This is a genomic window from Streptomyces sp. NPDC001401 (assembly GCF_042895385.1).
GTDB lineage: Bacteria > Actinomycetota > Actinomycetes > Streptomycetales > Streptomycetaceae > Streptomyces.
Genome location: NZ_JBIAWI010000017.1, coordinates 92,506 through 113,689, shown reverse-complemented (window position 1 = coordinate 113,689; position 21,184 = coordinate 92,506). Strand labels below are relative to the sequence as shown.

Below are 21,184 nucleotides of genomic sequence, written 5' to 3'. Positions count from 1 at the left end.
GGCAAGGTTGCGAGAGGGTTGCACGCCTCCGGTCAGGACTCAACGGGCTGCGGCGTCAGGCGTTTGTGCCCCTTGCGGTCGTAGTACCGCGTCATCGCGAAGCCGAAGAGCAGGCCCAGGGCCGCGCCGATCGCGATCATGATCCAGGAGCGGGTCAGGCCGGCGTCCCCGCGGGCGTCGAAGTAGAGGATGGCCCGGACGCCGTCACTCAGCTGGCGCATGGGCTCGAAGTGGGACAGGAAGCGGTAGAAGCCGGGGATCGCCTGGAGCGGGACGGTGGCGCCCGAGGACGGCAGGCCCAGGACGATGAACACGAACATGGACACCAGCTGGCCGATGCCCCCGAAGGCCGCGTTGATGGCCTGCACGCCCAGGCCGACGGCGAGGGAGGCGCAGTAGGAGTAGATCCACAGCAGCGGGATGTGGGTGGCGTCCATGCCCAGCAGGGTGATGGTGGCGAGCATGACCAGGGAGACGCTGATGACGGTGATGCCCGCGGTCATGGCCATCTTCAGCAGCAGGGTCTGGGTGCGGCTGATCGGGACGGTGGGGCGGCGGGTGTGCCAGGGGCCGATCTCGTTGTCGGCGTAGCCGAGGGCGGTGTCGACGGCGTTGCTGATGACGTTGCCGCCGAGGAAGCCGGCCAGGACGAGCAGCAGCGTGTAGTAGAAGGCGCTCAGCCCGAGGCCGCTGTGGCTGCCGATCGGGTGGCCGACCTGGGTGACGACGTTCACCGGGTCGGCCAGCAGCAGCTTGACCGTGGACGTCGCCTGCGCCCCCGCGGCCGCGGTCAGCTGCTTGCCGATGGTCTGCGAGGCCTGGTGCGCCGCCGCCGTGGTGATCTGACTGGCCAGGGACGAACCCAGGCTGCCTTTGCCGGGGTTGGTGAGCACCGTCATCGTCGGCCGCGCGGTGGCCCCGGGCGTGGTCAGTGCGGTGATGGACGTGGTGAAGTCGGAGGGGATGACCAGGGCGCCGTAGACCTTGCCGGAGTCGAGGTCGTCCTGGGCCTGGGCGAGGCTGCGCGTGCGCCACTCGGCCTTGTCGCTCGACTTGTCGGAGGTGATGGCGGCGGCGATCTGCGTGCCCGCGTTCTGCTTCTGCCCGGCCGGCGGTCTGCCGGTGTCCTCGTTGACCAGGGCGATGGGCAGGTGGTGCAGATCGCGTTGCGGGTTGACGATGCCGCCCATGTAGAGCAGGGCCAGCAGGAAGGCGAGCAGTCCGGTCAGGACGGTGGGCATGAGCCACAGCTTGGGGCGGCCCAGCAGTGTGACGGCACGGGCCTGGGGGCTGGCGTCGGCCATGGTTCTCCGTAGGTTGTGGGGAAGGGGCGTCTACCGCATGGCTCCTCTCGGCACCCAGAGCGTACGGAGAACGGGGCCCGGAGGAAGGCAGGCCGCGCGCGACAGGCCAGAACTGGACGGCGCCGCGACGGCTCTCAGGCAACCCACAGTCCGACCCGCCCCTCATACCTGTTGACGTATCAGTCGGACGAACGGCTAGGAGTGTTTGTTGGACGGCATCGAGTCCTCCGCCGCACCCACCGGCCCGGCCCGGCACACCGGCGCGCCCCGGCACGCGGTGTCCCGGCGCAGGTTCATGGTCTACTCCCTGGCCGCGTCGACGCTGACCATAGCGGCCCCGCTCGCCTGCGACACCTCGCCGGCCCAGGGCTCCGAGCCCGCCCGCGGGCCGTCCGACGTCCTGGTGACCGGCGCCGACGAGGAGATGCTCGTCCTGGAGGTCACCCAGGCCAACAGGATCGTCGTACGGCTGCCGCGGGTGGAGGTCGGCCAGGGCATCACGACCGCCGTCGCCATGATGATCGCGGAGGAGCTGGACGCCCGTCTCGCCGACGTCGACATCCCCCTTGCCGACGCCCGGACCAAGGGCAACCAGTACACCGGCGGCTCGAACTCGGTCGTCTCCCTGTACGGCCCGGCCCGCCAACTGGCCGCCACCGCACGCGCCAGGCTGGTCACCGCCGCCGCCAGACGCTGGCACCTGCCCGCCTGGAGCCTGCGCACCGGCAACACCATGGTGATCGCACCGGACGGCCGTACCGCCACCTTCGGATCCCTGAGCGCGAGCGCCGCCCGGATCCGCCGTACGGCCGTGTCCGCCAAGCCCAAACCGGCCTCCCGGCACAAGGTGATCGGCCGGCCCACGACCCGTATCGACGCCCGGGACATCGTCACCGGCAAGGCGAAGTACACCGGGGACCTGACCGTGGCAGGGGCCAAGCCGACCGTGGTGGCCCGGCCGCCGACGCTCGGCGGGAAGCTCGTCTCGGTCGACGACCGGGCGGCCCGCGCGCTGCCCGGAGTGCACGCCGTGGTCCGAGTCCCTGGCGGGGTCGCCGTGGTGGCCGAGTCCTTCCACCACGCCTTCAACGCCCGCGACGCCCTGAAGATCAAGTGGGCGCCGGGCCCGTCGGCCGCGCTGTCCGACACGCAGATCCGCTCCCGGCTCAAGGCCGCGGTCCCGCACCCGGCCTCCCCGCCGCACGGATCGGCGCAGGTCGAGGCCGAGTTCGAGTTCGCCTTCGTCAGCCACGCCCCGATGGAGGTGCTGACCGCGATCGCCGACGTACGCGCCCACAAGGCCGAGATCTGGTTCTCCTCCCAGACGCCGACGGACGCCCGGGACAGCATCGCCTCGGCGACCGGACTGCCGGCGTCCTCGGTCACCGTCCACGTGCTGCGCGGCGGCGGCTCGTTCGGACGGCGGCTGAACTTCGACGCCGCCATCGAGGCGGCCCTGATCTCGAAGGCGGCGAAGCGGCCGGTCAAGCTGATGTGGAGCCGTAACGACGACACCCGGCACGGCCGGATGCGGCCCGCCAGCCATCACCGCATCCGGGCCAGCCACGCCGGCGGCCGGGTGGTCGCCTTCAGCCATGTGATGGCCGAGGTGAGCGAGGCGCGGGGAAACAAGGGGACCGCGAACCAGGCGGCCTTCGTACGGCCGGGGCGCGTGCAGGCCGCCGGTCCGCTGCCCAGCGACTCCGGGCTGTACAACTTCGGCCGCGTCTCAGGGGACTCCGGCGGCGTCGAACTGGCGATGCCGCTCGGTGCCTGGCGGTCGGTGGACTCCGGGATGGTGCGCACCGCGGAGGAGATCGTCGTCGACGAGATCGCCAGGAGCCTCGGCAAGGATCCCGTCGCCTTCCGCCGTACGACGCTGCGCAGCAAGGCCGTCAAAGCGGTCCTCGACAAGGTTTCCGCCGCCGGGAGTTGGGGGCGGGCCATGCCGGACGGGCACGCGCAGGGGGTGGCCGTCCACGAGGAGTACGGCTCCTGCGTGGCCTGTCTGGCCGAGATCGACGCCACGGATCCGGGGCACCCCCGGGTGACCAAGGTGGTGATGGCGGCCGACGTCGGCACCGCCGTCAATCCGCGCGGCCTGCAGGCCCAGCTCATGGGCACCGCCGTCGACGGGATCTCCACCGTGCTGCAGGCCGGCCTGCACATCGACCGGGGAGCCGTGCGCGAGGGCAGCTTCGCCGACTTCCAGTGGGCCCGCCAGCGGCACGCCCCGCTGCACTTCGAGGCGCACATCATGCCGTCCGAGGGGGAGCCCGGCGGCGCCGGCGAACTCGGCGTCCCGGCCGCCTCAGGAGCAGTCGCCAACGCCTACGCCCGGGCGACCGGCACCAAGCCCCGCCGCTTCCCGCTGAACTTCTGAGCTTCTGAACTCCTGGACTTCCGAGAAGGTGCCGATGCCCTCCTACTCCTTCACCCTCAACGGCAAGCCGGTCACCGTCGAGGCCGCCGCCGACATGCCGCTGCTGTGGGTGCTGCGCGACCTGCTGCACGTCACCGGCCCCAAATACGGCTGCGGCGTCGGCGTCTGCCGCGCCTGCACCAGCCATCTCGACGGGAAGGAGATCCAGCCCTGTGTCGTGAAGGTCGCCGACTGCGCGGACCGCAAGGTCACCACCATCGAGGGCCTGGCCGACGGCGACACCCTGCACCCCGTGCAGCAGGCCTGGATCGACTGCGACGTCTCGCAGTGCGGCTTCTGCCAGCCCGGCCAGATCATGGCCGCGGCGGCCCTGCTGAAGAAGACGCCCGAGCCGACCGACGCCGACATCGACGGCATCGAGAACGTCTGCCGCTGCGGCACCTACTCCCGCATCCGCGAGGCCATCAAGAAGGCGGCAGCAGACCTCACTCCCTGACCGCATCCCAGGTCTGCGCGACGACACGCGGTGCGAGTGGCCCGGCTCACATGGCCAGACGAGCATGTCACCGACACCATGGGGGACGTCATCCGCAGGCTGAAGGGAGCGGCGATGTTCCGCAAGGTGCTGGTAGCCAACCGTGGTGAGATCGCGATCAGGGCGTTCCGCGCAGGCTACGAGCTGGGCGCGAGGACCGTTGCCGTCTTCCCGCACGAGGACCGAAATTCGCTGCACCGGCTCAAGGCCGACGAAGCCTACGAGATCGGCCAGCCGGGGCACCCGGTGCGCGCGTATCTGTCCGTCGAGGAGATCGTCCGCGCGGCGCGGCAGGCGGGCGCCGACGCCGTCTACCCGGGCTACGGCTTCCTGTCCGAGAACCCCGAGCTGGCCAAGGCCTGCGAGGAGGCGGGCATCACCTTCGTCGGGCCGAGCGCGCAGACCCTCGAGCTGACCGGCAACAAGGCCCGCGCAGTGGCCGCCGCCCGCGCGGCAGGCGTCCCGGTGCTCGGCTCCTCCGCGCCCTCCACCGACGTCGACGAACTCGTCCGCGCGGCCGACGAGATCGGCTTCCCGGTGTTCGTGAAGGCGGTCGCGGGCGGCGGCGGGCGCGGTATGCGCCGGGTCGAGAACCCGGCCGCGCTGCGCGAGTCCATCGAGGCGGCGTCCCGCGAGGCGGCCTCCGCGTTCGGCGACTCCACCGTCTTCCTGGAGAAGGCCGTCGTCGACCCCCGCCACATCGAGGTGCAGATCCTCGCCGACGGCCAGGGCAACGTCATCCACCTCTACGAGCGCGACTGTTCCGTCCAGCGCCGCCACCAGAAGGTCGTCGAACTCGCCCCCGCACCCAACCTCGACCCGGCCCTGCGCGACCGTATCTGCGCCGACGCGGTCCGTTTCGCCCGCGAGATCGGCTACCGCAACGCGGGCACCGTCGAGTTCCTGCTGGACCGCGAAGGCAACCACGTCTTCATCGAGATGAACCCGCGTATCCAGGTCGAGCACACGGTCACCGAGGAGGTCACCGACGTCGACCTCGTCCAGTCCCAGCTGCGCATCGCCGCCGGCGAGACCCTCGCCGACCTCGGCCTGTCCCAGGACACGGTGAAGCTGCACGGCGCGGCTCTCCAGTGCCGTATCACCACCGAGGACCCGGCCAACGGCTTCCGCCCGGACACCGGCCGCATCAGCGCCTACCGCTCACCGGGCGGCTCCGGCATCCGCCTCGACGGCGGAACCACCCACGCCGGTACGGAGATCAGCGCCCACTTCGACTCGATGCTGGTCAAACTCACCTGCCGGGGACGGGACTTCAAGACCGCGATCGGCCGGGCCCGGCGTGCCGTGGCCGAGTTCCGCATCCGCGGTGTGGCCACCAACATCCCGTTCCTGCAGGCGGTGCTGGACGACCCGGACTTCCAGGCCGGGCGGGTGACGACGTCGTTCATCGAGCAGCGCCCGCACCTGCTGACCTCCCGTTCCTCCGCCGACCGCGGCACCAAGCTGCTCACCTACCTCGCCGACGTGACGGTGAACAAGCCGAACGGTGAGCGCCCCCAGCTGATCGAACCCGTCAGCAAGCTGCCGGCGCTGCCCGCCGGCGAGCCGCCCGCCGGCTCCCGGCAGCGGCTCGTCGAGCTCGGCCCGGAGGGCTTCGCCCGCGCACTGCGCGCGTCGCCGACCATCGGCGTCACCGACACCACCTTCCGCGACGCCCACCAGTCCCTGCTCGCCACCCGCGTGCGCACCAAGGACCTCCTGGCGGTCGCCCCGGTGGTCGCGCGGACCCTGCCGGAGCTGCTGTCCCTGGAGTGCTGGGGTGGTGCCACGTACGACGTCGCGCTCCGCTTCCTCGCCGAGGACCCGTGGGAGCGCCTTGCCGCCCTGCGCGAGGCCGTCCCCAACATCTGTCTGCAGATGCTGCTGCGCGGCCGTAACACCGTCGGCTACACCCCGTACCCGACCGAGGTGACCGACGCCTTCGTCCAGGAGGCCGCCGCCACCGGCATCGACATCTTCCGCATCTTCGACGCCCTCAACGACGTCGGCCAGATGCGCCCCGCCATCGACGCCGTACGCGAGACGGGCACGGCGATCGCCGAGGTCGCCCTCTGCTACACCTCGGACCTGTCCGACCCGAACGAGCGCCTGTACACGCTGGATTACTACCTGCGCCTGGCGGAGCAGATCGTCGAGGCGGGCGCCCACGTCCTGGCCGTCAAGGACATGGCGGGCCTGCTGCGGGCCCCGGCCGCCGCCAAGCTCGTATCCGCGCTGCGCCGCGAGTTCGACCTCCCGGTCCATCTGCACACCCACGACACCGCCGGCGGCCAGCTCGCCACCTACCTGGCCGCGATCCAGGCCGGCGCGGACGCGGTGGACGGTGCGGTGGCGTCGATGGCGGGCACGACGTCCCAGCCTTCGCTCTCGGCGATCGTCGCCGCGACCGACCACTCCGAGCGGCCCACCGGCCTCGACCTCCAGGCCGTCGGTGACCTGGAGCCGTACTGGGAGAGCGTCCGCAGGATCTACGCCCCCTTCGAGGCGGGCCTCGCCTCCCCGACCGGGCGCGTCTACCACCACGAGATCCCCGGCGGCCAGCTCTCCAACCTGCGCACCCAGGCCGTCGCGCTCGGCCTCGGCGACCGCTTCGAGGACATCGAGGCGATGTACGCCGCCGCCGACCGGATGCTGGGCCGCCTGGTCAAGGTCACCCCGTCCTCCAAGGTGGTCGGCGACCTCGCCCTGCACCTGGTGGGCGCCGGGGTGGACCCGGCCGACTTCGAGGCGACCCCGAACCGGTACGACATCCCCGACTCCGTCATCGGCTTCCTGCGCGGCGAGCTGGGCACCCCGCCCGGCGGCTGGCCGGAGCCCTTCCGTACCAAGGCACTCGAGGGCCGGGCCAAGCCCAGGCCCGTGCAGGAGCTGTCGACGGAGGACCGCGAGGGACTGGCGAAGGAGCCGCGGCCAACCCTCAACCGGCTGCTGTTCCCCGGCCCGACCCGCGACTACGACACCCACCGCCAGGCCTACGGCGACACCAGCGTGCTGGACAGCAAGGACTTCTTCTACGGGCTGCGCCCGGGCAAGGAGTACGCCGTCGACCTCGAACCCGGCGTCCGGCTCCTCATCGAGCTGGAGGCGGTCGGCGAGGCCGACGAGCGCGGCCTGCGGACCGTGATGTCCACCCTGAACGGCCAGCTCCGCCCGATCCAGGTCCGCGACACCGCCGCCGCCTCCGACATCCCGGTGACGGAGAAGGCCGACCGCGCCAACCCGGGCCACGTCGCGGCCCCCTTCGCCGGTGTGGTCACCCTCGCGGTCGCCGAGGGCGACGAGGTGGACGCCGGGGCGACCGTGGCCACCATCGAGGCGATGAAGATGGAGGCCGCGATCACCGCCCCGAAGGCGGGCACCGTCGGCCGGCTGGCCATCAACAAGATCCAGCAGGTGGAGGGCGGTGACCTGCTCGTCGAGATCGGCTGAGCCGGGTCACTCCGTGGCGGGCCGGGGTCGATGCCGATGGCATTGGGCCCGGCCTGCTGCTTCCTGGGCGGCCATAGCCTTATCGCCGTCCTCGGAGGCCCATGCGCCGACGGCATCGATGGGCACCAGCAAGGTCCGGCTCAGGGGGGAGTTCGTACTGGACCCGAGATGGACGTCGGTGTGTGCCCGCCGGTCAACGAGTCCGTTGAACAACCCCTCAATCAGTACGTCTACCTGTACTGCCCTTCCGAAAGACCGCACAGTGAGGAGGAAGTGCGCTTCCTCGGCCGGCAAGAGGGTGAGCGATTGCCTGCGGCGTTCGTGGCGGAGGCCGTACGGATCGCTGAGGCGGAGCTGGTCGACCGGTCGTGACGCCCGGCCGCTGAACCGCCCGGGCCCTGTCGGGGCCACGCGCTCCCGGCGGGCTGAGATCACGGACAGCGACACAGAGGCAGTCGCACAGCCGTAGTCACATCCGGCGCTCCTGCCATGCTGGTGCCTGCAGCCCTCCCCTTGACCCGGCACCGGTCGGCTGAAGCAGAGTGCGGCGGAACTGCCTCAGAACCACATGCTGTGCGGAAATGAGCGAGCCCCGTAGGAGCCGGCGATGGCCCTGGCGCTGTTCCCGCTTTGTGCCACTGCTTGGAAGCGCCATCCCGTCGTGTCGCGTCGTAGGTCGGCGATGATCGCCGCATAGCCGTCGATGGGTTGGGAAAGCGCGAAATGCGCAAGTCCACGCATCGTGGCGGAGTCAAAGACCTCAGCATAGGCATGAGAAAGGAGCTGCGAGGCTCCCATCCGCGAGACACCGGCAGACACGGAGACAATGAAGAGGATGCGGCTTGCCTTCGTCGGCATCTGTTTGAAATCCACCACGGCCAGGTGACGGCCCTGCTCTCGTGGCAGGTCGTGGGTCCACTTTTCTCTGTCACTGAAGAGAGCGACTGAGCCGTCCTCAGTCTTCCTGTGCTCAAGATGCAGGACGTAGTCCTCCGACAGAACCTTTCCTTTGCCGTTCAGGACAATGACAGCCGCAGTCAGACCTTGGACTCCATGCAGTCCGGTCGTGGGTACCGTCCCACCGAAGGAAACCAGTACTGGCAACATCGTGGCAGGCAGAAGGGTGCCGAACGAGCTGCTCGCAGACGTCCCCACGGATGCATCATCCGAGCCGGTGCTGCCGGAACGGGCACGCGTGCGCGTTGGCTTGTCACCTGTGCGCTCGCGCCGGCGGGCTGGCTCGTGCCGCGTGGCGGGGGTGAGGTTGTCCGCGGTGATGGGGCCGGAGGTGGGGTTGTTCGGCGGGTTGTGCTGGACAACCTCGTCCGCAGGGGGGGCTTGGATGAGGTCGTGGTTGATGCGTTGAAGTACCTGATCGTCGCGGTCGTTGACGGCCACGACCCTGGCCAGGGCCTGGTCGATGTCGTCACCGACCGGATCGGTGGTCATGGCGTGATGGGCGGGCTCGAGGACTGCGGTGTCGTATCCGTTGGCGGTGGTGTCGTCAGCCATGCTCGTATGCAGCCGGTCGAGTTCGTCTCTGAGCTGGTCGACCTGAGCCTGGACTCGGGCGGCGAGCTCTTCGGCCTGGCGTTGTTTCTCCTGAGCGCGATGGAGTTCCTGCTGGGCGCGCTGTTCCTGTTCCTGGGCGCGGGCGAGCTGCTGCTGGGTCTGCCGCAATGTGTCGGGGTCGGCGTGCTGGGCGTAGAGCTGGTCGCGTTCGCCGGTCAGGCCGATGATCCGCCGCTCCAACTTGTTGATCATCGAGAGGAGGACCATCACGAGTCTCGCGGAGTTCCCGGCGGCCTCGCGCAGCTCGTTCTGCTGCTCTAGGGAACGAGTGAGCCGGTCGTAGATCTCGACCTGCTGGGCCCGGGCCTCGGCGAGTTCCAGAGCGAAGGCTGCCGCGGGTGGCGGGGTCACCGGCGAGGGGTGGGCAGCGGCCCTCAGCAGCTTCTCGGCTTCGGCCAGGCGCCGCTCACACATCCGCGGTTCGGGAATCGTCGCGCGGATCAGAGTGGATATGAAGTCCTGGTCCGGGAGTTTCCCGGCCAGGTGCTCACTGATCCGGCTCTTGGAGAGGTGGATCTCGCCGGCCAGCGTCGTCAGCGTCTTACCGCTGGCGTCCACCTGCGCGCGCAGAAACACGGCGAGCGTCTTCGCCTCGGCGCTCTCGGCCCGGATCGGCCCCCAGGGCCTGCCTCCCCGCCCGGCCACAGCTGCTTCCCCCTTGTCGTACCCGGCATCCGGTTGTCCGTTCCCGTCCCGGGACAACACCGTCGTTTTCCCAACCTTACCTGCGGCAATGCCCCGGACGAGCGTGAACTACCCAGCCAGGCGGCACAGTTGCCTCACCGCACCGCGGGACCCCACGAACCCCGGCTACAGGAGACCACCATGTTGCCACCCTGGCTGCCCTCGCCGCGCACCGTAGGCGCGCTCCAGCGCGTCCTGCTCGTTGCCCTGCTCACCCCTGCCGTGCTCGTGGCCCTCACTGCGGCGGTCCCGGCCCTGGTTCTGCTGCCGTTCCTCCCTGGCGGCACCGATCGCGCCACCAAGCTCCTCGCCGCGCACACCCTGTACCTGACCAGCCTGCTGACCAACAGCCGACCTGCCCCGTAGAACGGTGCCGGGAGAAGCCGGATCGTCCCTCCGCGCTGTATGGCGTGCCCGATCAAACCCGCTCTGTCCGTTGCGCCGCGCCGCTTGTCCTGCTCTGTTTCTGAACACGCATCGCCGTCGCGGGCGTCCAGGGAGCCAGGCAGGATGCGGGGCCTCTTCGCGTGACGACCGAGACGGAGGGTGTCCTTCGTTGACGGGGGGGGCGTCTCACCGGCCGGTACTGGGGTCCGAGGAGGGTGCGGGTGCTGGCCGGTGATGAGTTGGGACGTCGATGCGGTGATGAACCGCTCCGGGTCTGAGGGAGGCTCGGTTCCCTGAGAGATCGAGTCATGGCACGTCCGGCCCCTTACCCTCCCGAGGGATTTCACCGGGCGCCCGGTTGGACGAGCCTGAAGAACAGCCGCGCCCCGGCCCGTTGAGCGGACTGGCGCAGGCGGGCGGCGGGCGATGGGGCCGGAGCCGGAACGGGGGCGACGCCCAGACGCGGGAACAGGGCCTCCGCGTTGGTGCGGTCGACGGCCGTCAGTGTGCCGGGATCGACTCCGGTGTCCAGGCCGTTCGCGAAGTACTGGCCTGCGGCGGTGGGGGCGAAGGGCCAGTCACTGCCGAAGAGGACGTGTCCGGGGCGGGCGAAGGCGAGCAGGGTGGGGAGGGCGGCCGGGCTGGAGGACAGCGCGGTGTCGAAGTAGAAGCCGCGCAGGTCGTCCAGGATGTCCCGCGGGCTGCGTCCGGTGTCGCTGGCGATCGCGACGGCCATCCGGTGGGAGGCGTACGGCACGAAGCCGCCCGCGTGGCTGAGGGTGAACCGGATGTTCGGGTAGCGCGTGACGATGCCATTGCGGACCAGGAGGTAGGCGGCGCGGGTGGTGTCCAGCAGGAAGTCCGCGGCGAACGGCGGGACGTTCTCGACGGCGGGCGCCGGCAGGTCGGCCGGGTGGACGAACACCACGGCACCGCGCTCGTTCAGGGCCTGCCACAGCCTGTCCTGGCCGCCCGCGCCGAGATAGGTGCCCTGGTTGTTGGCCAGGAGGGTCACTCCGTCGGCGCCCAACTCGTCCAGCGCCCGTACGGCCTCGGCCACGGAGGCGGTGGCGTCGGGCATCGGCAGGGTGGCGAAGTAGCCGAAGCGGCCAGGGTGGTCCGCGGCGAGTGAGGCGGAGAACTCGTTGAGGGACCGGGCCAGTTCGAGCGCCCCGCGCGGGTCCGTGAGGAAACCGGTGCCGGGGGTGGAGACCGACACGATCGCCGTGGCGGTGCCCAGCAGATCCATCGTCTCCAGTGCGGACTCCGGGCTCCAGTCGGGCAGTTCGCGGCCGCCGGCCTCGGCGATGCCCGCCTTGGCGAGCAGGTCGCGGTAGAACGGCGGCACGATGTGGTGGTGGACGTCGACCCGGCGGGGTGCGCTGGTCATGGGGCGGGCTCCTACAGGTGTTCCGGGGTGGGTGCGGGTCTTTCAGGCGAACGTCACCGACACCGGGCCGAGGCCGCTGAAGCGTGCCTCGACCCGCTGGCCGGCTGTGACGAAGGGGGCGGTGGTCATCGCGCCGGGCAGGACCAGGTGTCCGGGTTCCAGGGCGGTGCCGAAGCCGGCGAGGGTGTCGGCGAGCCAGGCGATCGCGGCCGCCGGGTGGCCCAGCACCTCCTTGCCGCTGCCGGAGGCGACGAGTTCACCGTCGACGAGCAGATCGACGGTGACGGCGGCGAGGTCCGGGGCGTGGGCCAGGGGGGTCCAGGGGCCGTGGACCAGTCCGGCGGAACTGGCGTTGTCGGCGACCGTGTCGACCAGGGTGATCTTCCAGTCGCGGATACGGCTGTCGACGATCTCCAGGGCGGGCGCGACCGCCTCGGTGGCGTCCAGGACGTCCTCGACGGTGATGCCGGGTCCGCGCAGCGGCCGGGCCAGGCGGAAGCAGATCTCCGGCTCGACGCGCGGCCGGCAGTAGCGCGCCGCGGACAGGGCGGCGCCGCTGCGGTGGACCATGCCGGCCAGCAGATGGCCGAAGTCGGGTTCGGCCACGCCGAGCAGCCGCTGCATCGCGGCCGAGGTCAGGCCGACCTTGTGGCCGACGACGGTCGCGCCGCCGGCCAGCCGCCGGGCGATGTTGTCCCGCTGGACGGCATAGGCGTCGGCCGGGTCGAGGCCGGGCAGCAGGGACGACAGCGGCTCGATCGGCGTGACGTGGTGCTCGGCCGTGCGCAGCAGCCGTGCGGCCTCCGCGCGCTGCTCGGCGGTCAGGGTCATTCCTCGCTCCTCGTCGTCATGCGGGCGGCCGCGTCGTAGACCAGCCGTGCGTGGAGTTCGAACATCGCCACCAGGTCGACGGCATCACCGTTGATCTCCCGGTGCACGAACAGCCCGTCGGCGCCGGCGACGGCATAGGTGGTGAGGGTGGAAACGGCCTCCGGGTCCAGGTCCGGGAACAGCTCGCCGATCACTTCGGCCATCCTCCGGCCGGCGATGTCCCGCACCTGCAGGAACACCGTCCGGCCCCGCGGCTCCGCAGGCCGGCGCTCCAGGGCGAGCATGAGGCCCAGGCGCAGGAAGTCCGTGGCGTCGACCAGCGACTTCGCCACGTTCGCGGCCATGGCGGTGGCCCGCTCCAGCGGCGTTCCCGTCTCCTCGCCCGGCAGGTCGACCGCCGCGAGCCAGCTCTCGAAGCTGCGCTCGATGACCGCGGCGATCAGGTCGTCCTTGTCCTTGAAGTGCCAGTAGATCGAGCTGGCGGGCAGTCCGCACTTGGCGCTGACGGCGGCGATGGACGTGCCCTGGTATCCGCGCTCGCCCGCGATCTCGACGGTCGCGTCGAGGATGCGCTGGCGCGACTCCACCCCGTTCGCGCGCTTCTTCCGCGTGGTCTGCGGCCTGCTCATCGGATGTGCCCTTCCCGTCGTGCCCGGCACTTGACCGTCTCCGGCACCCACCTTACCGTAGCGACTATTCCAATTGGAGTAAACACTACAGCAACGTGCTGGCAACACATCGCAACAGGGACGACAGTGAGGTGGCCCGGTGAGCGGGATCAGCGCTCAGGACAGAGCTAGAGCCGAGGACAGCGCCTACGACGTGGCGGTGATCGGCTACGGACCCACGGGTGTCACCGCGGCGAACCTGCTGGGGGCGATGGGCCTCAGGGTCGTCGTGCTGGAACGCGACGCGGAGGTTTTCTCCCGGGCCCGGGCCATCTCCACCGACGAGGAGGTCGTACGGATCTGGCAGCGCATCGGCCTGGCCGAGCGGCTCAAGCAGGACATGCTGGCCGAGCGCCCCCTCGACTTCGTCGACGCGAACGGCCGCCCCTTCCTCAGCGCCCACCCCACCCCGCGCGGCCACGGCCATCCGCCGCAGATGTTCATCTACCAGCCGGCCCTGGAACAGGTCCTGCGCGACGGCGTCGACCGCTACCCGAACGTGGAGGTGTGGCTGCGCCACGAGTGCCTGCGGCTGCGGCAGGACGCGCACGGCGTCGAGCTGACCGTGGTCAGCGCCGCCGACGACTCCGTACGACGCCTGCGCGCCTCCTACGTCATCGCGGCCGACGGCGGCTCCAGCCTCACCCGCGCCCAGATCAACGTCGGCTACGAGGGCCGCACGTACGAGGACCGCTGGGTGGTCATCGACACCAGGATGCTCAAGCCGTGGCCGGACCACGACCGGCTGCGCTTCCGCTGCGACCCGGCCCGCCCGGCCGTGGACTGCCCGACCCCGCTGGGCCATCACCGCTGGGAGTTCCCGATCCTGCCGGGCGACGACGAGAAGTACCTGACCACCCACGAGGCGATCCACTCGATGGTGGCCCGGTACGGGATCGGCCGGGACCAGATCGAGATCCTCCGTGCCACCGTCTACAGCCACCACGTCCGCTTCGCCGCCCGCTTCCGGGTGGGCAGGGTCTTCCTGGCCGGCGACGCCGCGCACGCCATGCCGCCGTGGATCGGCCAGGGCATGGCCGCCGGCGTGCGGGACGCGGCCAACCTGTGCTGGAAGCTCGACGGCGTGCTGCGCGGCGAGCTGCCCGAGTCGGTGCTCGACAGCTACGAGGCCGAGCGCAAGCCGCACGTCAAGGAGGTCACCAGGCGGGCCGTGTTCGTCGGCCGGATCATCACCGAACGACGGCCGGCGGTCACCCGGGTCCGCAACGTCGCCCTGCGCGCCCTGAACCGCGTGCCGGGCTGCGGCAACTGGCTGCAGGACTCGAACTGGATCCCCGTCGCCCGCTATGCCGAGGGCCTGCAGGCCCACCCGCGCACCAAGGCCGCCGGGCACCAGATCCCCCAGCCCTGGGTGACGGGACCCGACGGCGTACGGGCGCGCCTGGACGACGTACTCGAAAGCCGCTGGCTGCTCCTGCGCACCGAGTCGTCGGCACCCCAGCCCGCCTGGGACCGCCTGGCACTCCCCGCGCTCACCGTCACCCCCGCCGGATCCCGCCCCGCGGCGGGCACCGTCGTCGACAGCGACGGCGTACTGCTGCCCTGGATGACCGAGCACCGCGCGGCCACTCTCGCCCTGCGCCCCGACGCCTACGTCTACGCCGCCGCGCCTGCAGGTGCCCAACTCCCGCCGCCCCCGGCCGGATTCGCCCCCGTACCGCGCACGATCGCCGCCATCACCCCGTGAGGACCACCATGACCACCCAGACCGCACTCCCGGCCATGCAGGAGTCCCTGCTCGACGTGGCCGGCAGGAAGATCTTCGTCGCGGAGACCGGCGACGGCCCGCCCGTCCTGTTGCTGCACGGCGGCGGCCCCGGCGCCTCCGGCGTCTCCAACTACGGCCGCAACATCGCCGAGCTGGCCAAGGAGTACCGCGTCATCGTGCCCGACCTGCCCGGCTACGGGCGCTCCACCAAGGGCGTCGACGGCGCCGACCCGTTCGGACACCTTGCCGAAGGCATCCGCGGGCTGATGGACCAACTCGGGCTGGACAAGGCCCACTTGGTCGGCAACTCCTACGGCGGCGCCTGCGCCCTGCGGCTCGCCCTGGACACCCCCGACCGCGTCGACCGCATGGTCCTGATGGGCCCCGGCGGCATCGGCACCACCCGCGCCCTGCCCACACCCGGCCTGACCAGCCTGCTCAACTACTACTCCGGAGACGGCCCTTCGCGGCTCAAGCTGGAGAAGTTCATCCGCAACCACCTCGTCTTCAACGCCGCAGAAGTACCCGACTCCGTCATCGACGAGCGCTACCGGGCCAGCATCGACCCCGAGGTCGTCGCCGCGCCGCCGCTGCGCCGCCCGTCCGGCCCGAACGCACTGCGCACCCTGTGGAAGATGGACTTCACCCGCGACAAGCGCCTGACCCGGCTGCCCGTGCCGACCCTGGTGCTGTGGGGCGCGGCGGACAAGGTCAACCGCCCGGAGGGCGGACGCATGCTGGCCGAACGCATGCCCAACTGCGACCTGTACCTGGTAGCGAACACCGGCCACTGGGTGCAGTGGGAGCGCGCCGAGCTGTTCAACCGGCTGTGCGCCGACTTCCTGGCAGGCCGGCGATGACCACCACCTCATCGGTCTTCGGAGCCGTCCACCTCGGCTACATCGTCATCGAGACCAACCACTTCACCGACTGGCGCCGCTTCGGCACCGACGCCATCGGCATGCACCACGACACGCTCTCCCGTGACCTGATGCGCTTTCGCCTCGACGAGCAGGAGTGCCGGTTCCTGATCCAACGCGGTCCGGCCGAGGACGTCGTGGCCACCGGCTGGCACATCGACGACCACCCCAGCTTCGAACAGATCGAGGCCCGGATACGGGCCCACGGCGTCCCCTGCGTAGAAGGCAGCGCCGAGGAAGCGGCCCTGCGCGGCGTCGAACGCCTCCTGCGCTTCCCCGGCCCCAAGGGCATCACCCAGGAGATCTACACCACCCCGGTGCAGTCGGCCGAACCCCTGCGCATGCTCGCCTCGGGCTTCGTCACCGGTGACTCCGGCATGGGCCATGTCGCGATCACGTCCACCAAACCGGCCCAGCTGCGCGGCTACTTCAACACCGTCTTCGACGCCCGCCTCACCGACTACATCGACGAGACCATCAGCGGCGTCAGGCTCAAGATCCGCTTCCTGCGCGTCAACGAACGCCACCACTCCATCGCGATCGCCTCCGTCCGCGGCCTGCCGATCGACCCGGTCCGCACCCGCGTCCAGCACCTCAACATCCAGACGGCCACCCTCGACGACGTCGCCCAGAGCTACCAGCGGGTGCACGAACTCGGCTTCGACATGGCCCTGTCCGTGGGCCGGCACACCAACGACAAGGAGCTCTCCTACTACGCCCGCACCCCCTCGGGCTTCGAGTGGGAGGTCGGCTGGAACCCCGTCGTCATCGACGAGACCACCTGGCAGCCCACCACCCACCAGGGCATCAGCATCTGGGGCCACACCCCTCTCGGCCAGACCATCGTCGACAAACTGGACCAGTTCCGCCTCGGCGCCCGCTCCCTCACCCGCCCCGAAGCCACGGTCCCGGCCCTCAGCGGCGCCGGCATCCCCGACGCCTGACCGGCGCTCCCGCTGCCCGGGCGACGACCCGGGCAGCGGGAGCGGAGAAGCCCGCGCAGCCGACCCGGACTACCCGAGCCAGGCCTTGACCTTGTCGGGGTTCGCCTCGACCCATTTCTTCGCCGCCGCCTCCGGTGTCATCTTGTCCACGGCGATGTTCTTGGCCACGGCGTTCTGGTCGGCGTTGGTCCACTTGAAGTTCTTCACCAGGTCGTAGGCCGGGCTGCCGGACTTGGCGAACCTGGTGCTGACGATCTTGTCGAGGTCGAACACGGGGTAGTCGCAGGCGACCTTCGCCGCGTCGGCGTCGCAGCCCGCCGTGTGCTTGGGCAGCTTGATGTGGACCAAGGGCACCTCGGAGAAGAACCACTGCGGTTCGTAGAAGTAGCCGATCACCCATTTCTTGTTCTTCTCGGCGTCGCGGAAGGCCGTGATGAGTGCGGTCTCGCTGCCCGCGTACACCACCTTGAAGTTCAGCTTCAGGTTCTTCACCAGCGCCGCGTCATTGGTCTGGTACGACGCGTCGCCGTCCAGCAGCTGGCCGTTGCCGTCCGATTCGGACGTCTTGAAGTGGGCCGCGTACTTGTTGAGGTTCTTCCAGTCGGTGATGTCCGGGTGCGCCTTGGCCAGCCACGGTGGGATGTACCAGCCGATGATGCCCTTGTTGCCGGTCGGACCGAGGTCGACCGCGGTCTTCTGCTGGGTGATGTACTTCTTCTGCAGGTCCTCGTGGCCCCAGTTCTCCAGGATGGCGTCGACCTCACCCGTCTCGAACCCCTGCCAGCCGATCTCCGCCTTGAGGTCCTTCTTCTCGACCTTGCAGCCGAGACTGTGCTCCGCCACATAGCCGACGACCGCCGCGTCGGCCTCGTAGCCCACCCAGGGGTTGACCGCGAGGTTGAAGGTGCCGCACTTGCCCGAGCTGCTGCCCGCGCCGGCCGCGCTGTCACCGACCTTCGCGCCGCCGCAGGCGGTCAGCGTGAGACCGAGTACCGCTGTGACCGCCGAGCCGGCGCGCCGGTGTCCTGCTCTCCTTGCCATGGTCCTGCTCCTTGTACGGCGATGCGTCGCGCCGTTGTCCGAGGGATGAAGTCGATGAGTGATCAGGCCATGTCCACAGCGCACCGGAAGCCCACGTTGCCGGTTGCCGAGTCCGGGGGCAGCCCCTGTCTGGCGGCGACCCGGTAGCGGCGGCAGTAGGACGCGTGGCACAGATAGGAGCCGCCCCTGGTGACCCGCCGCTGCCCGTCGTGTGCGGGGGAGAACGGGTCCTCGCACCACTCCCATACGTTGCCCGTGGCGTTGTACAGGCCGAAGCCGTTGGGTTCGAAGGCGTCGACCGGGCAGGTGCCGTACCAACCGTCGGCTGTCGGGTGGCGGCTCGGGAAGTCGCCGTGCCAGACGTTCATCCGGGGGCGACCGCCCGGTTCGAGCTCGTCGCCCCACGGGAACACCCTGCCGTGCAGGCCTCCCCGGGCGGCGCGCTCCCACTCCGCCTCGGTGGGCAGGCGCTTGCCGGCCCAGGCGCAGTAGGCGCGGGCGTCGTCCCAGTCGACGTGCACGACCGGATGATCCGCCCGGTGCTCCCAGGTGGACTGCGGTCCGTCGGGATGGCGCCAGTCGGCCCCCTCGACCTGCCGCCACCAGGGCGCCCCCACCACTGCCCGGGTCGGCGGGAAGTCGTCGGGCAGCAGCCCCGCGAAGACGAACGACCAGCCCGCCCGCTCGGCACCGGAGCGGTACCCCGTCTCGGCGGCGAAGCGCGCGAACTGCGCGTTCGACACCGTGCAGGCATCCATCCAGAAGGCATCGACGGACACCGTCCGTACCGGGCCTTCGCCGTCGGCGCGGTAGGCGAGCGCGTCCTCGCTGCCCATCAGGAACTCGCCGCGGGGAACGGCCACCATGCCCTCGGTGCTCGCCCGGTGCAGGGCGGTCGGCCGGGGCGAGGGCCGGTCCGCCGCGCGGCCGCCGGACGGCGCACAGCAGCTCACTGCGCCCCCATGACCCGACGGTGCAGGCCACCGTCGTACTCGGACGATTCAGCGGTATGGCCGTCCAGGTCGATGCGGACCGTGTGGATGGTCCCCGTGAACTCGTTGTCCAGGGCGGGGTAGTCGTCGGTCACGGGTGTGCTGAGGTCCACTCCGACATCGAGCGTCTCGTCGAAGGAGAAGTAGTACGGGATGGTGCGCTCGACCCGTCCGGTCGCCTGCTTCGCGCCGTCGACCATGAGGACGGCGGTTCCGCCCTTGCCGAGTCCTCCGCCGTCGTAGCCGAACTCGAGCCGGACCTCGTGCCGTCCCGGCGTCAGGGGCTCGGCGGCGCGCACGGTGTACAGGCTCATCCCGAAGTAGTTGTAGGCGTACGCCGGCTTTCCGCCCGTGACATACAGGGTCCAGCCGCCGAACCGGCCGCCCTGCGCGATGAGCACGCCCTCGGCCGCCGCGTCGTCCGGCACGTCGACGTCCGCGGTGATGCTGTGCGAGCGGTTCTTGATGTTGGGGGTGGTCTCCTCGGTGAACCGGCGCATCCCGCCGCGGTAGGTGACGGACGTCCGGTGGCCGAGCAGATCGATGCGGCCGGCCACGGCGGGGTTCTCCCGCTCGGTGACCCGGTCGTCCAGAGGAAAGACCTGGTACTTGGCCGCTTCGATCAGGAACAGGTCCTGGAGTCGGCGCAGCCTGTCGGGGTGTTCGGCGGCGAGGTCGTGTGCCTGGCTCCAGTCGTGATCGAGGTCGTAGAGCTCCCAGACGTCGTCCGTGAACCTCTTGCCCCCGTCCGGCACCATCTCCCACGGGATGCCGTGCCGGGTCACCGCCATCCAGCCCTCGTGGTAGATGCCCCGGTTGCCGCACATCTCGAAGTACTGCGTACGGCGGTGCTCCGGTGCCCGGGGATCGGCGAGCGTCCGCCACATGCTGGTGCCCTCCATGGGCTGCTGGGTGACGCCGTCGACGCTGAACGGCGCCGGAATCCCCGCACAGTCCAGGATCGTCGGCAGGACATCGATCACGTGGGAGAACTGGTGGCGCAGTCCGCCGCGGTCGGGGACCCCGCCGGGCCAGTGCAGGATCATGCCGTCGCGTGTGCCGCCGAAGTGCGAGGCGACCTGCTTGGTCCACTGGTAGGGGGTGTTGAGGGCCAGGGCCCAGCCCGCCGGGGCGATCGGGTAGCTGTGCGGGCCGCCGATCTCGTCGAGGTGTTGGATCATCTCGTCCGGGTCGTCCACCACGCCGTGCCCGAGCCGGTGCTCGACGATGGTTCCCTCGATGCCGCCTTCGCCCGAAGCGCCGTTGTCGCCGAGGATGTAGAGGACAAGGGTGTTGTCCAGCTCGCCGAGTTCCTCCAGCGCGTCGACGAACCTGCCGACCTGTACGTCGGCGTGTTCGGTGAAGGCGGCGAACGTCTCCATGAACCTGGCCGCCAACCGGCGCTGGTTGTCGGTGAGTTCGTCCCAGTGGGGAACGCCCTCGGCCCAGGGGGCGAGCTCCGCGTCCTCGGGTACGACGCCGAGTTCCTTCTGCCGCCGCAGGGTCACCTCGCGCTGGTGGTCCCAGCCGTGGTCGAAGCGTCCGCGGTATTTCTCCTGCCATTCCCGGCCGACGTGCAACGGAGCGTGTGCGGCGCCGAGCGCGAGGTAGGTGAAGAACGGCCGGTCCGGAGTGAGAGTGCGCTGGGTGCGGACCCAGTCGATGGCGTGGTCGACGAGGTCCTCGGACAGGTGGTAGCCGTCCTCGGGGCGACGGTCCGGCTCGACCGGCGTGGTGCCCTGGTACAGCAGCGGGTACCAGTGGTTCATCTCGGCACCCATGAAGCCGTAGAAGGTGTCGAACCCTTCGCCGGTGGGCCAGCGGTCGAACGGGCCGACCGCGCTGATCTCCCGTGGCGGGGTCTGGTGCCACTTGCCGAACGCGGCCGTGCTGTAGCCGTTGCCCTGCAGGATCTGGGCCATGGTCGCCGCGCTGCGCGGCCTGAAGCCGTTGTATCCGGGGGCCGCGGTGGTCATCTCGGTGGTGCCGCCCATGCCGACCGAGTGATGGTTGCGCCCGGTCAGCAGGGCCTGCCGGGTCGGTGAGCACAGGGCCGTGACATGGAAGCGGGTGTAGCGCAGCCCGCCCCCGGCGAGTCGTTCGGCGGCCGGCATCTCGCACGGTCCGCCGAATGCGCTGGAGGTGCCGAAGCCGAGGTCGTCCACGAGCACGATCACCACGTTCGGTGCGCCCTGCGGCGGAGGGATCGGACCGATGGGAGTGAAGGCGGTCTGCTGGTCGTGGACGTCCATTGCGGTCGTCAGGGGCCGGCGGGCGTCCGGCCGGGGGAGTATGTGCCGTCCGGCGTCGAACTCGGTCATGTATTTCTCCGTTGGGGTACGCCGCGGAAATGT

General features: G+C 70.4%; 16 protein-coding genes. 8 read left to right on the top strand and 8 right to left on the bottom strand.

Annotated features, from left to right (window positions below):
- Positions 1-32: 32 nt before the first annotated feature.
- Positions 33-1,304, bottom strand: a complete 1,272-nt coding sequence (locus tag ACFY10_RS40815) for a YhgE/Pip domain-containing protein (protein ID WP_390670367.1) — start codon at positions 1,302-1,304, stop codon at positions 33-35.
- Positions 1,305-1,599: 295 nt separating this feature from the next.
- Here ACFY10_RS40815 and ACFY10_RS40810 point away from each other — a divergent pair, with 295 nt between their 5' ends.
- The 4 genes from ACFY10_RS40810 to ACFY10_RS40795 all read left to right on the top strand — a co-directional run bounded on the left by ACFY10_RS40810 (position 1,600) and on the right by ACFY10_RS40795 (position 8,044).
- Complete coding sequence (locus ACFY10_RS40810; RefSeq protein WP_390670495.1) at positions 1,600-3,687, top strand: molybdopterin cofactor-binding domain-containing protein; 2,088 nt, start codon at positions 1,600-1,602, stop codon at positions 3,685-3,687.
- A gap of 34 nt (positions 3,688-3,721) precedes the next feature.
- Entirely contained in the window at positions 3,722-4,183 is a 462-nt protein-coding gene (locus ACFY10_RS40805; protein WP_390670366.1) for a (2Fe-2S)-binding protein, read from the top strand.
- Positions 4,184-4,297: 114 nt separating this feature from the next.
- Positions 4,298-7,672 carry a pyruvate carboxylase gene (locus ACFY10_RS40800; RefSeq protein ID WP_390670494.1) on the top strand — a complete coding sequence of 1,125 codons (3,375 nt, stop codon included), beginning with the start codon at positions 4,298-4,300 and terminating at the stop codon, positions 7,670-7,672.
- A gap of 168 nt (positions 7,673-7,840) precedes the next feature.
- A complete protein-coding gene (locus ACFY10_RS40795; protein WP_390670365.1) occupies positions 7,841-8,044 on the top strand; it encodes a hypothetical protein in 204 nt (67 codons plus the stop codon).
- A gap of 186 nt (positions 8,045-8,230) precedes the next feature.
- Here ACFY10_RS40795 and ACFY10_RS40790 read toward each other — a convergent pair whose 3' ends face one another.
- Positions 8,231-9,889 carry a TerD family protein gene (locus ACFY10_RS40790; RefSeq protein WP_390670364.1) on the bottom strand — a complete coding sequence of 553 codons (1,659 nt, stop codon included), beginning with the start codon at positions 9,887-9,889 and terminating at the stop codon, positions 8,231-8,233.
- 180 nt (positions 9,890-10,069) lie between these two features.
- On the opposite strand from ACFY10_RS40790, the gene ACFY10_RS40785 reads away from it, so the two are divergent.
- Complete coding sequence (locus ACFY10_RS40785; RefSeq protein WP_390670363.1) at positions 10,070-10,294, top strand: dTMP kinase; 225 nt, start codon at positions 10,070-10,072, stop codon at positions 10,292-10,294.
- A 364-nt stretch (positions 10,295-10,658) separates the two neighbouring features.
- Here ACFY10_RS40785 and ACFY10_RS40780 read toward each other — a convergent pair whose 3' ends face one another.
- The 3 genes from ACFY10_RS40780 to ACFY10_RS40770 are packed head-to-tail and all read right to left on the bottom strand — an operon-like array spanning position 10,659 to position 13,165.
- Positions 10,659-11,705 carry an amidohydrolase family protein gene (locus ACFY10_RS40780; RefSeq protein ID WP_390670362.1) on the bottom strand — a complete coding sequence of 349 codons (1,047 nt, stop codon included), beginning with the start codon at positions 11,703-11,705 and terminating at the stop codon, positions 10,659-10,661.
- A gap of 42 nt (positions 11,706-11,747) precedes the next feature.
- The gene (locus ACFY10_RS40775; RefSeq protein WP_390670361.1) at positions 11,748-12,536 is read right to left on the bottom strand and encodes a 2-keto-4-pentenoate hydratase; all 789 of its coding nucleotides are present in this window, start codon (positions 12,534-12,536) and stop codon (positions 11,748-11,750) included.
- A complete protein-coding gene (locus ACFY10_RS40770; protein ID WP_390670360.1) occupies positions 12,533-13,165 on the bottom strand; it encodes a TetR family transcriptional regulator in 633 nt (210 codons plus the stop codon). Before ACFY10_RS40770 ends, ACFY10_RS40775 begins: the two co-directional genes overlap by 4 nt.
- Before the next feature lie 139 nt (positions 13,166-13,304).
- Between ACFY10_RS40770 and ACFY10_RS40765 the strand changes: the two genes are divergently transcribed.
- Genes ACFY10_RS40765 through ACFY10_RS40755 form a run of 3 tightly spaced genes read left to right on the top strand, consistent with a single transcriptional unit; the run spans position 13,305 to position 16,797 of the window.
- Positions 13,305-14,912 (top strand): bifunctional 3-(3-hydroxy-phenyl)propionate/3-hydroxycinnamic acid hydroxylase, encoded by a 1,608-nt coding sequence (locus ACFY10_RS40765; protein ID WP_390670359.1) that lies wholly within the window; start codon positions 13,305-13,307, stop codon positions 14,910-14,912.
- A gap of 8 nt (positions 14,913-14,920) precedes the next feature.
- On the top strand, positions 14,921-15,793 hold the full coding sequence (locus tag ACFY10_RS40760; protein WP_390670358.1) for an alpha/beta fold hydrolase: 873 nt from the start codon (positions 14,921-14,923) through the stop codon (positions 15,791-15,793).
- Positions 15,790-16,797, top strand: a complete 1,008-nt coding sequence (locus ACFY10_RS40755; protein ID WP_390670357.1) for a VOC family protein — start codon at positions 15,790-15,792, stop codon at positions 16,795-16,797. The genes ACFY10_RS40760 and ACFY10_RS40755 overlap by 4 nt, the downstream gene beginning before the upstream one ends.
- Positions 16,798-16,866: 69 nt before the next feature.
- Here the strand turns inward: ACFY10_RS40755 and ACFY10_RS40750 are convergent, their stop codons facing one another.
- The 3 genes from ACFY10_RS40750 to ACFY10_RS40740 all read right to left on the bottom strand — a co-directional run bounded on the left by ACFY10_RS40750 (position 16,867) and on the right by ACFY10_RS40740 (position 21,151).
- Positions 16,867-17,838, bottom strand: coding sequence for an ABC transporter substrate-binding protein (locus tag ACFY10_RS40750; RefSeq protein WP_390670356.1), 972 nt, complete (start codon positions 17,836-17,838; stop codon positions 16,867-16,869).
- 62 nt (positions 17,839-17,900) lie between these two features.
- Positions 17,901-18,704 (bottom strand): formylglycine-generating enzyme family protein, encoded by an 804-nt coding sequence (locus ACFY10_RS40745; RefSeq protein ID WP_390670493.1) that lies wholly within the window; start codon positions 18,702-18,704, stop codon positions 17,901-17,903.
- 83 nt (positions 18,705-18,787) lie between these two features.
- A complete protein-coding gene (locus ACFY10_RS40740) occupies positions 18,788-21,151 on the bottom strand; it encodes an arylsulfatase (protein ID WP_390670355.1) in 2,364 nt (787 codons plus the stop codon).
- Between the last annotated feature and the right edge of the window lie 33 nt (positions 21,152-21,184).

Excerpts from the sequence above, each read along its gene's own strand:
- ACFY10_RS40795 (WP_390670365.1), top strand. The coding sequence starts at position 7,841 with ATGGACGTCGGTGTGTGCCCGCCGGTCAACGAGTCCGTTGAACAACCC.
- ACFY10_RS40800 (WP_390670494.1), top strand. The coding sequence starts at position 4,298 with ATGTTCCGCAAGGTGCTGGTAGCCAACCGTGGTGAGATCGCGATCAGG.
- ACFY10_RS40745 (WP_390670493.1), bottom strand. The coding sequence starts at position 18,704 with ATGGTGGCCGTTCCCCGCGGCGAGTTCCTGATGGGCAGCGAGGACGCG.
- ACFY10_RS40750 (WP_390670356.1), bottom strand. The coding sequence starts at position 17,838 with ATGGCAAGGAGAGCAGGACACCGGCGCGCCGGCTCGGCGGTCACAGCG.
- ACFY10_RS40755 (WP_390670357.1), top strand. The coding sequence starts at position 15,790 with ATGACCACCACCTCATCGGTCTTCGGAGCCGTCCACCTCGGCTACATC.
- ACFY10_RS40810 (WP_390670495.1), top strand. The coding sequence starts at position 1,600 with ATGGTCTACTCCCTGGCCGCGTCGACGCTGACCATAGCGGCCCCGCTC.
- ACFY10_RS40740 (WP_390670355.1), bottom strand. The coding sequence starts at position 21,151 with ATGACCGAGTTCGACGCCGGACGGCACATACTCCCCCGGCCGGACGCC.
- ACFY10_RS40775 (WP_390670361.1), bottom strand. The coding sequence starts at position 12,536 with ATGACCCTGACCGCCGAGCAGCGCGCGGAGGCCGCACGGCTGCTGCGC.
- ACFY10_RS40770 (WP_390670360.1), bottom strand. The coding sequence starts at position 13,165 with ATGAGCAGGCCGCAGACCACGCGGAAGAAGCGCGCGAACGGGGTGGAG.
- ACFY10_RS40785 (WP_390670363.1), top strand. The coding sequence starts at position 10,070 with ATGTTGCCACCCTGGCTGCCCTCGCCGCGCACCGTAGGCGCGCTCCAG.
- ACFY10_RS40805 (WP_390670366.1), top strand. The coding sequence starts at position 3,722 with ATGCCCTCCTACTCCTTCACCCTCAACGGCAAGCCGGTCACCGTCGAG.
- ACFY10_RS40760 (WP_390670358.1), top strand. The coding sequence starts at position 14,921 with ATGACCACCCAGACCGCACTCCCGGCCATGCAGGAGTCCCTGCTCGAC.
- ACFY10_RS40780 (WP_390670362.1), bottom strand. The coding sequence starts at position 11,705 with ATGACCAGCGCACCCCGCCGGGTCGACGTCCACCACCACATCGTGCCG.
- ACFY10_RS40815 (WP_390670367.1), bottom strand. The coding sequence starts at position 1,304 with ATGGCCGACGCCAGCCCCCAGGCCCGTGCCGTCACACTGCTGGGCCGC.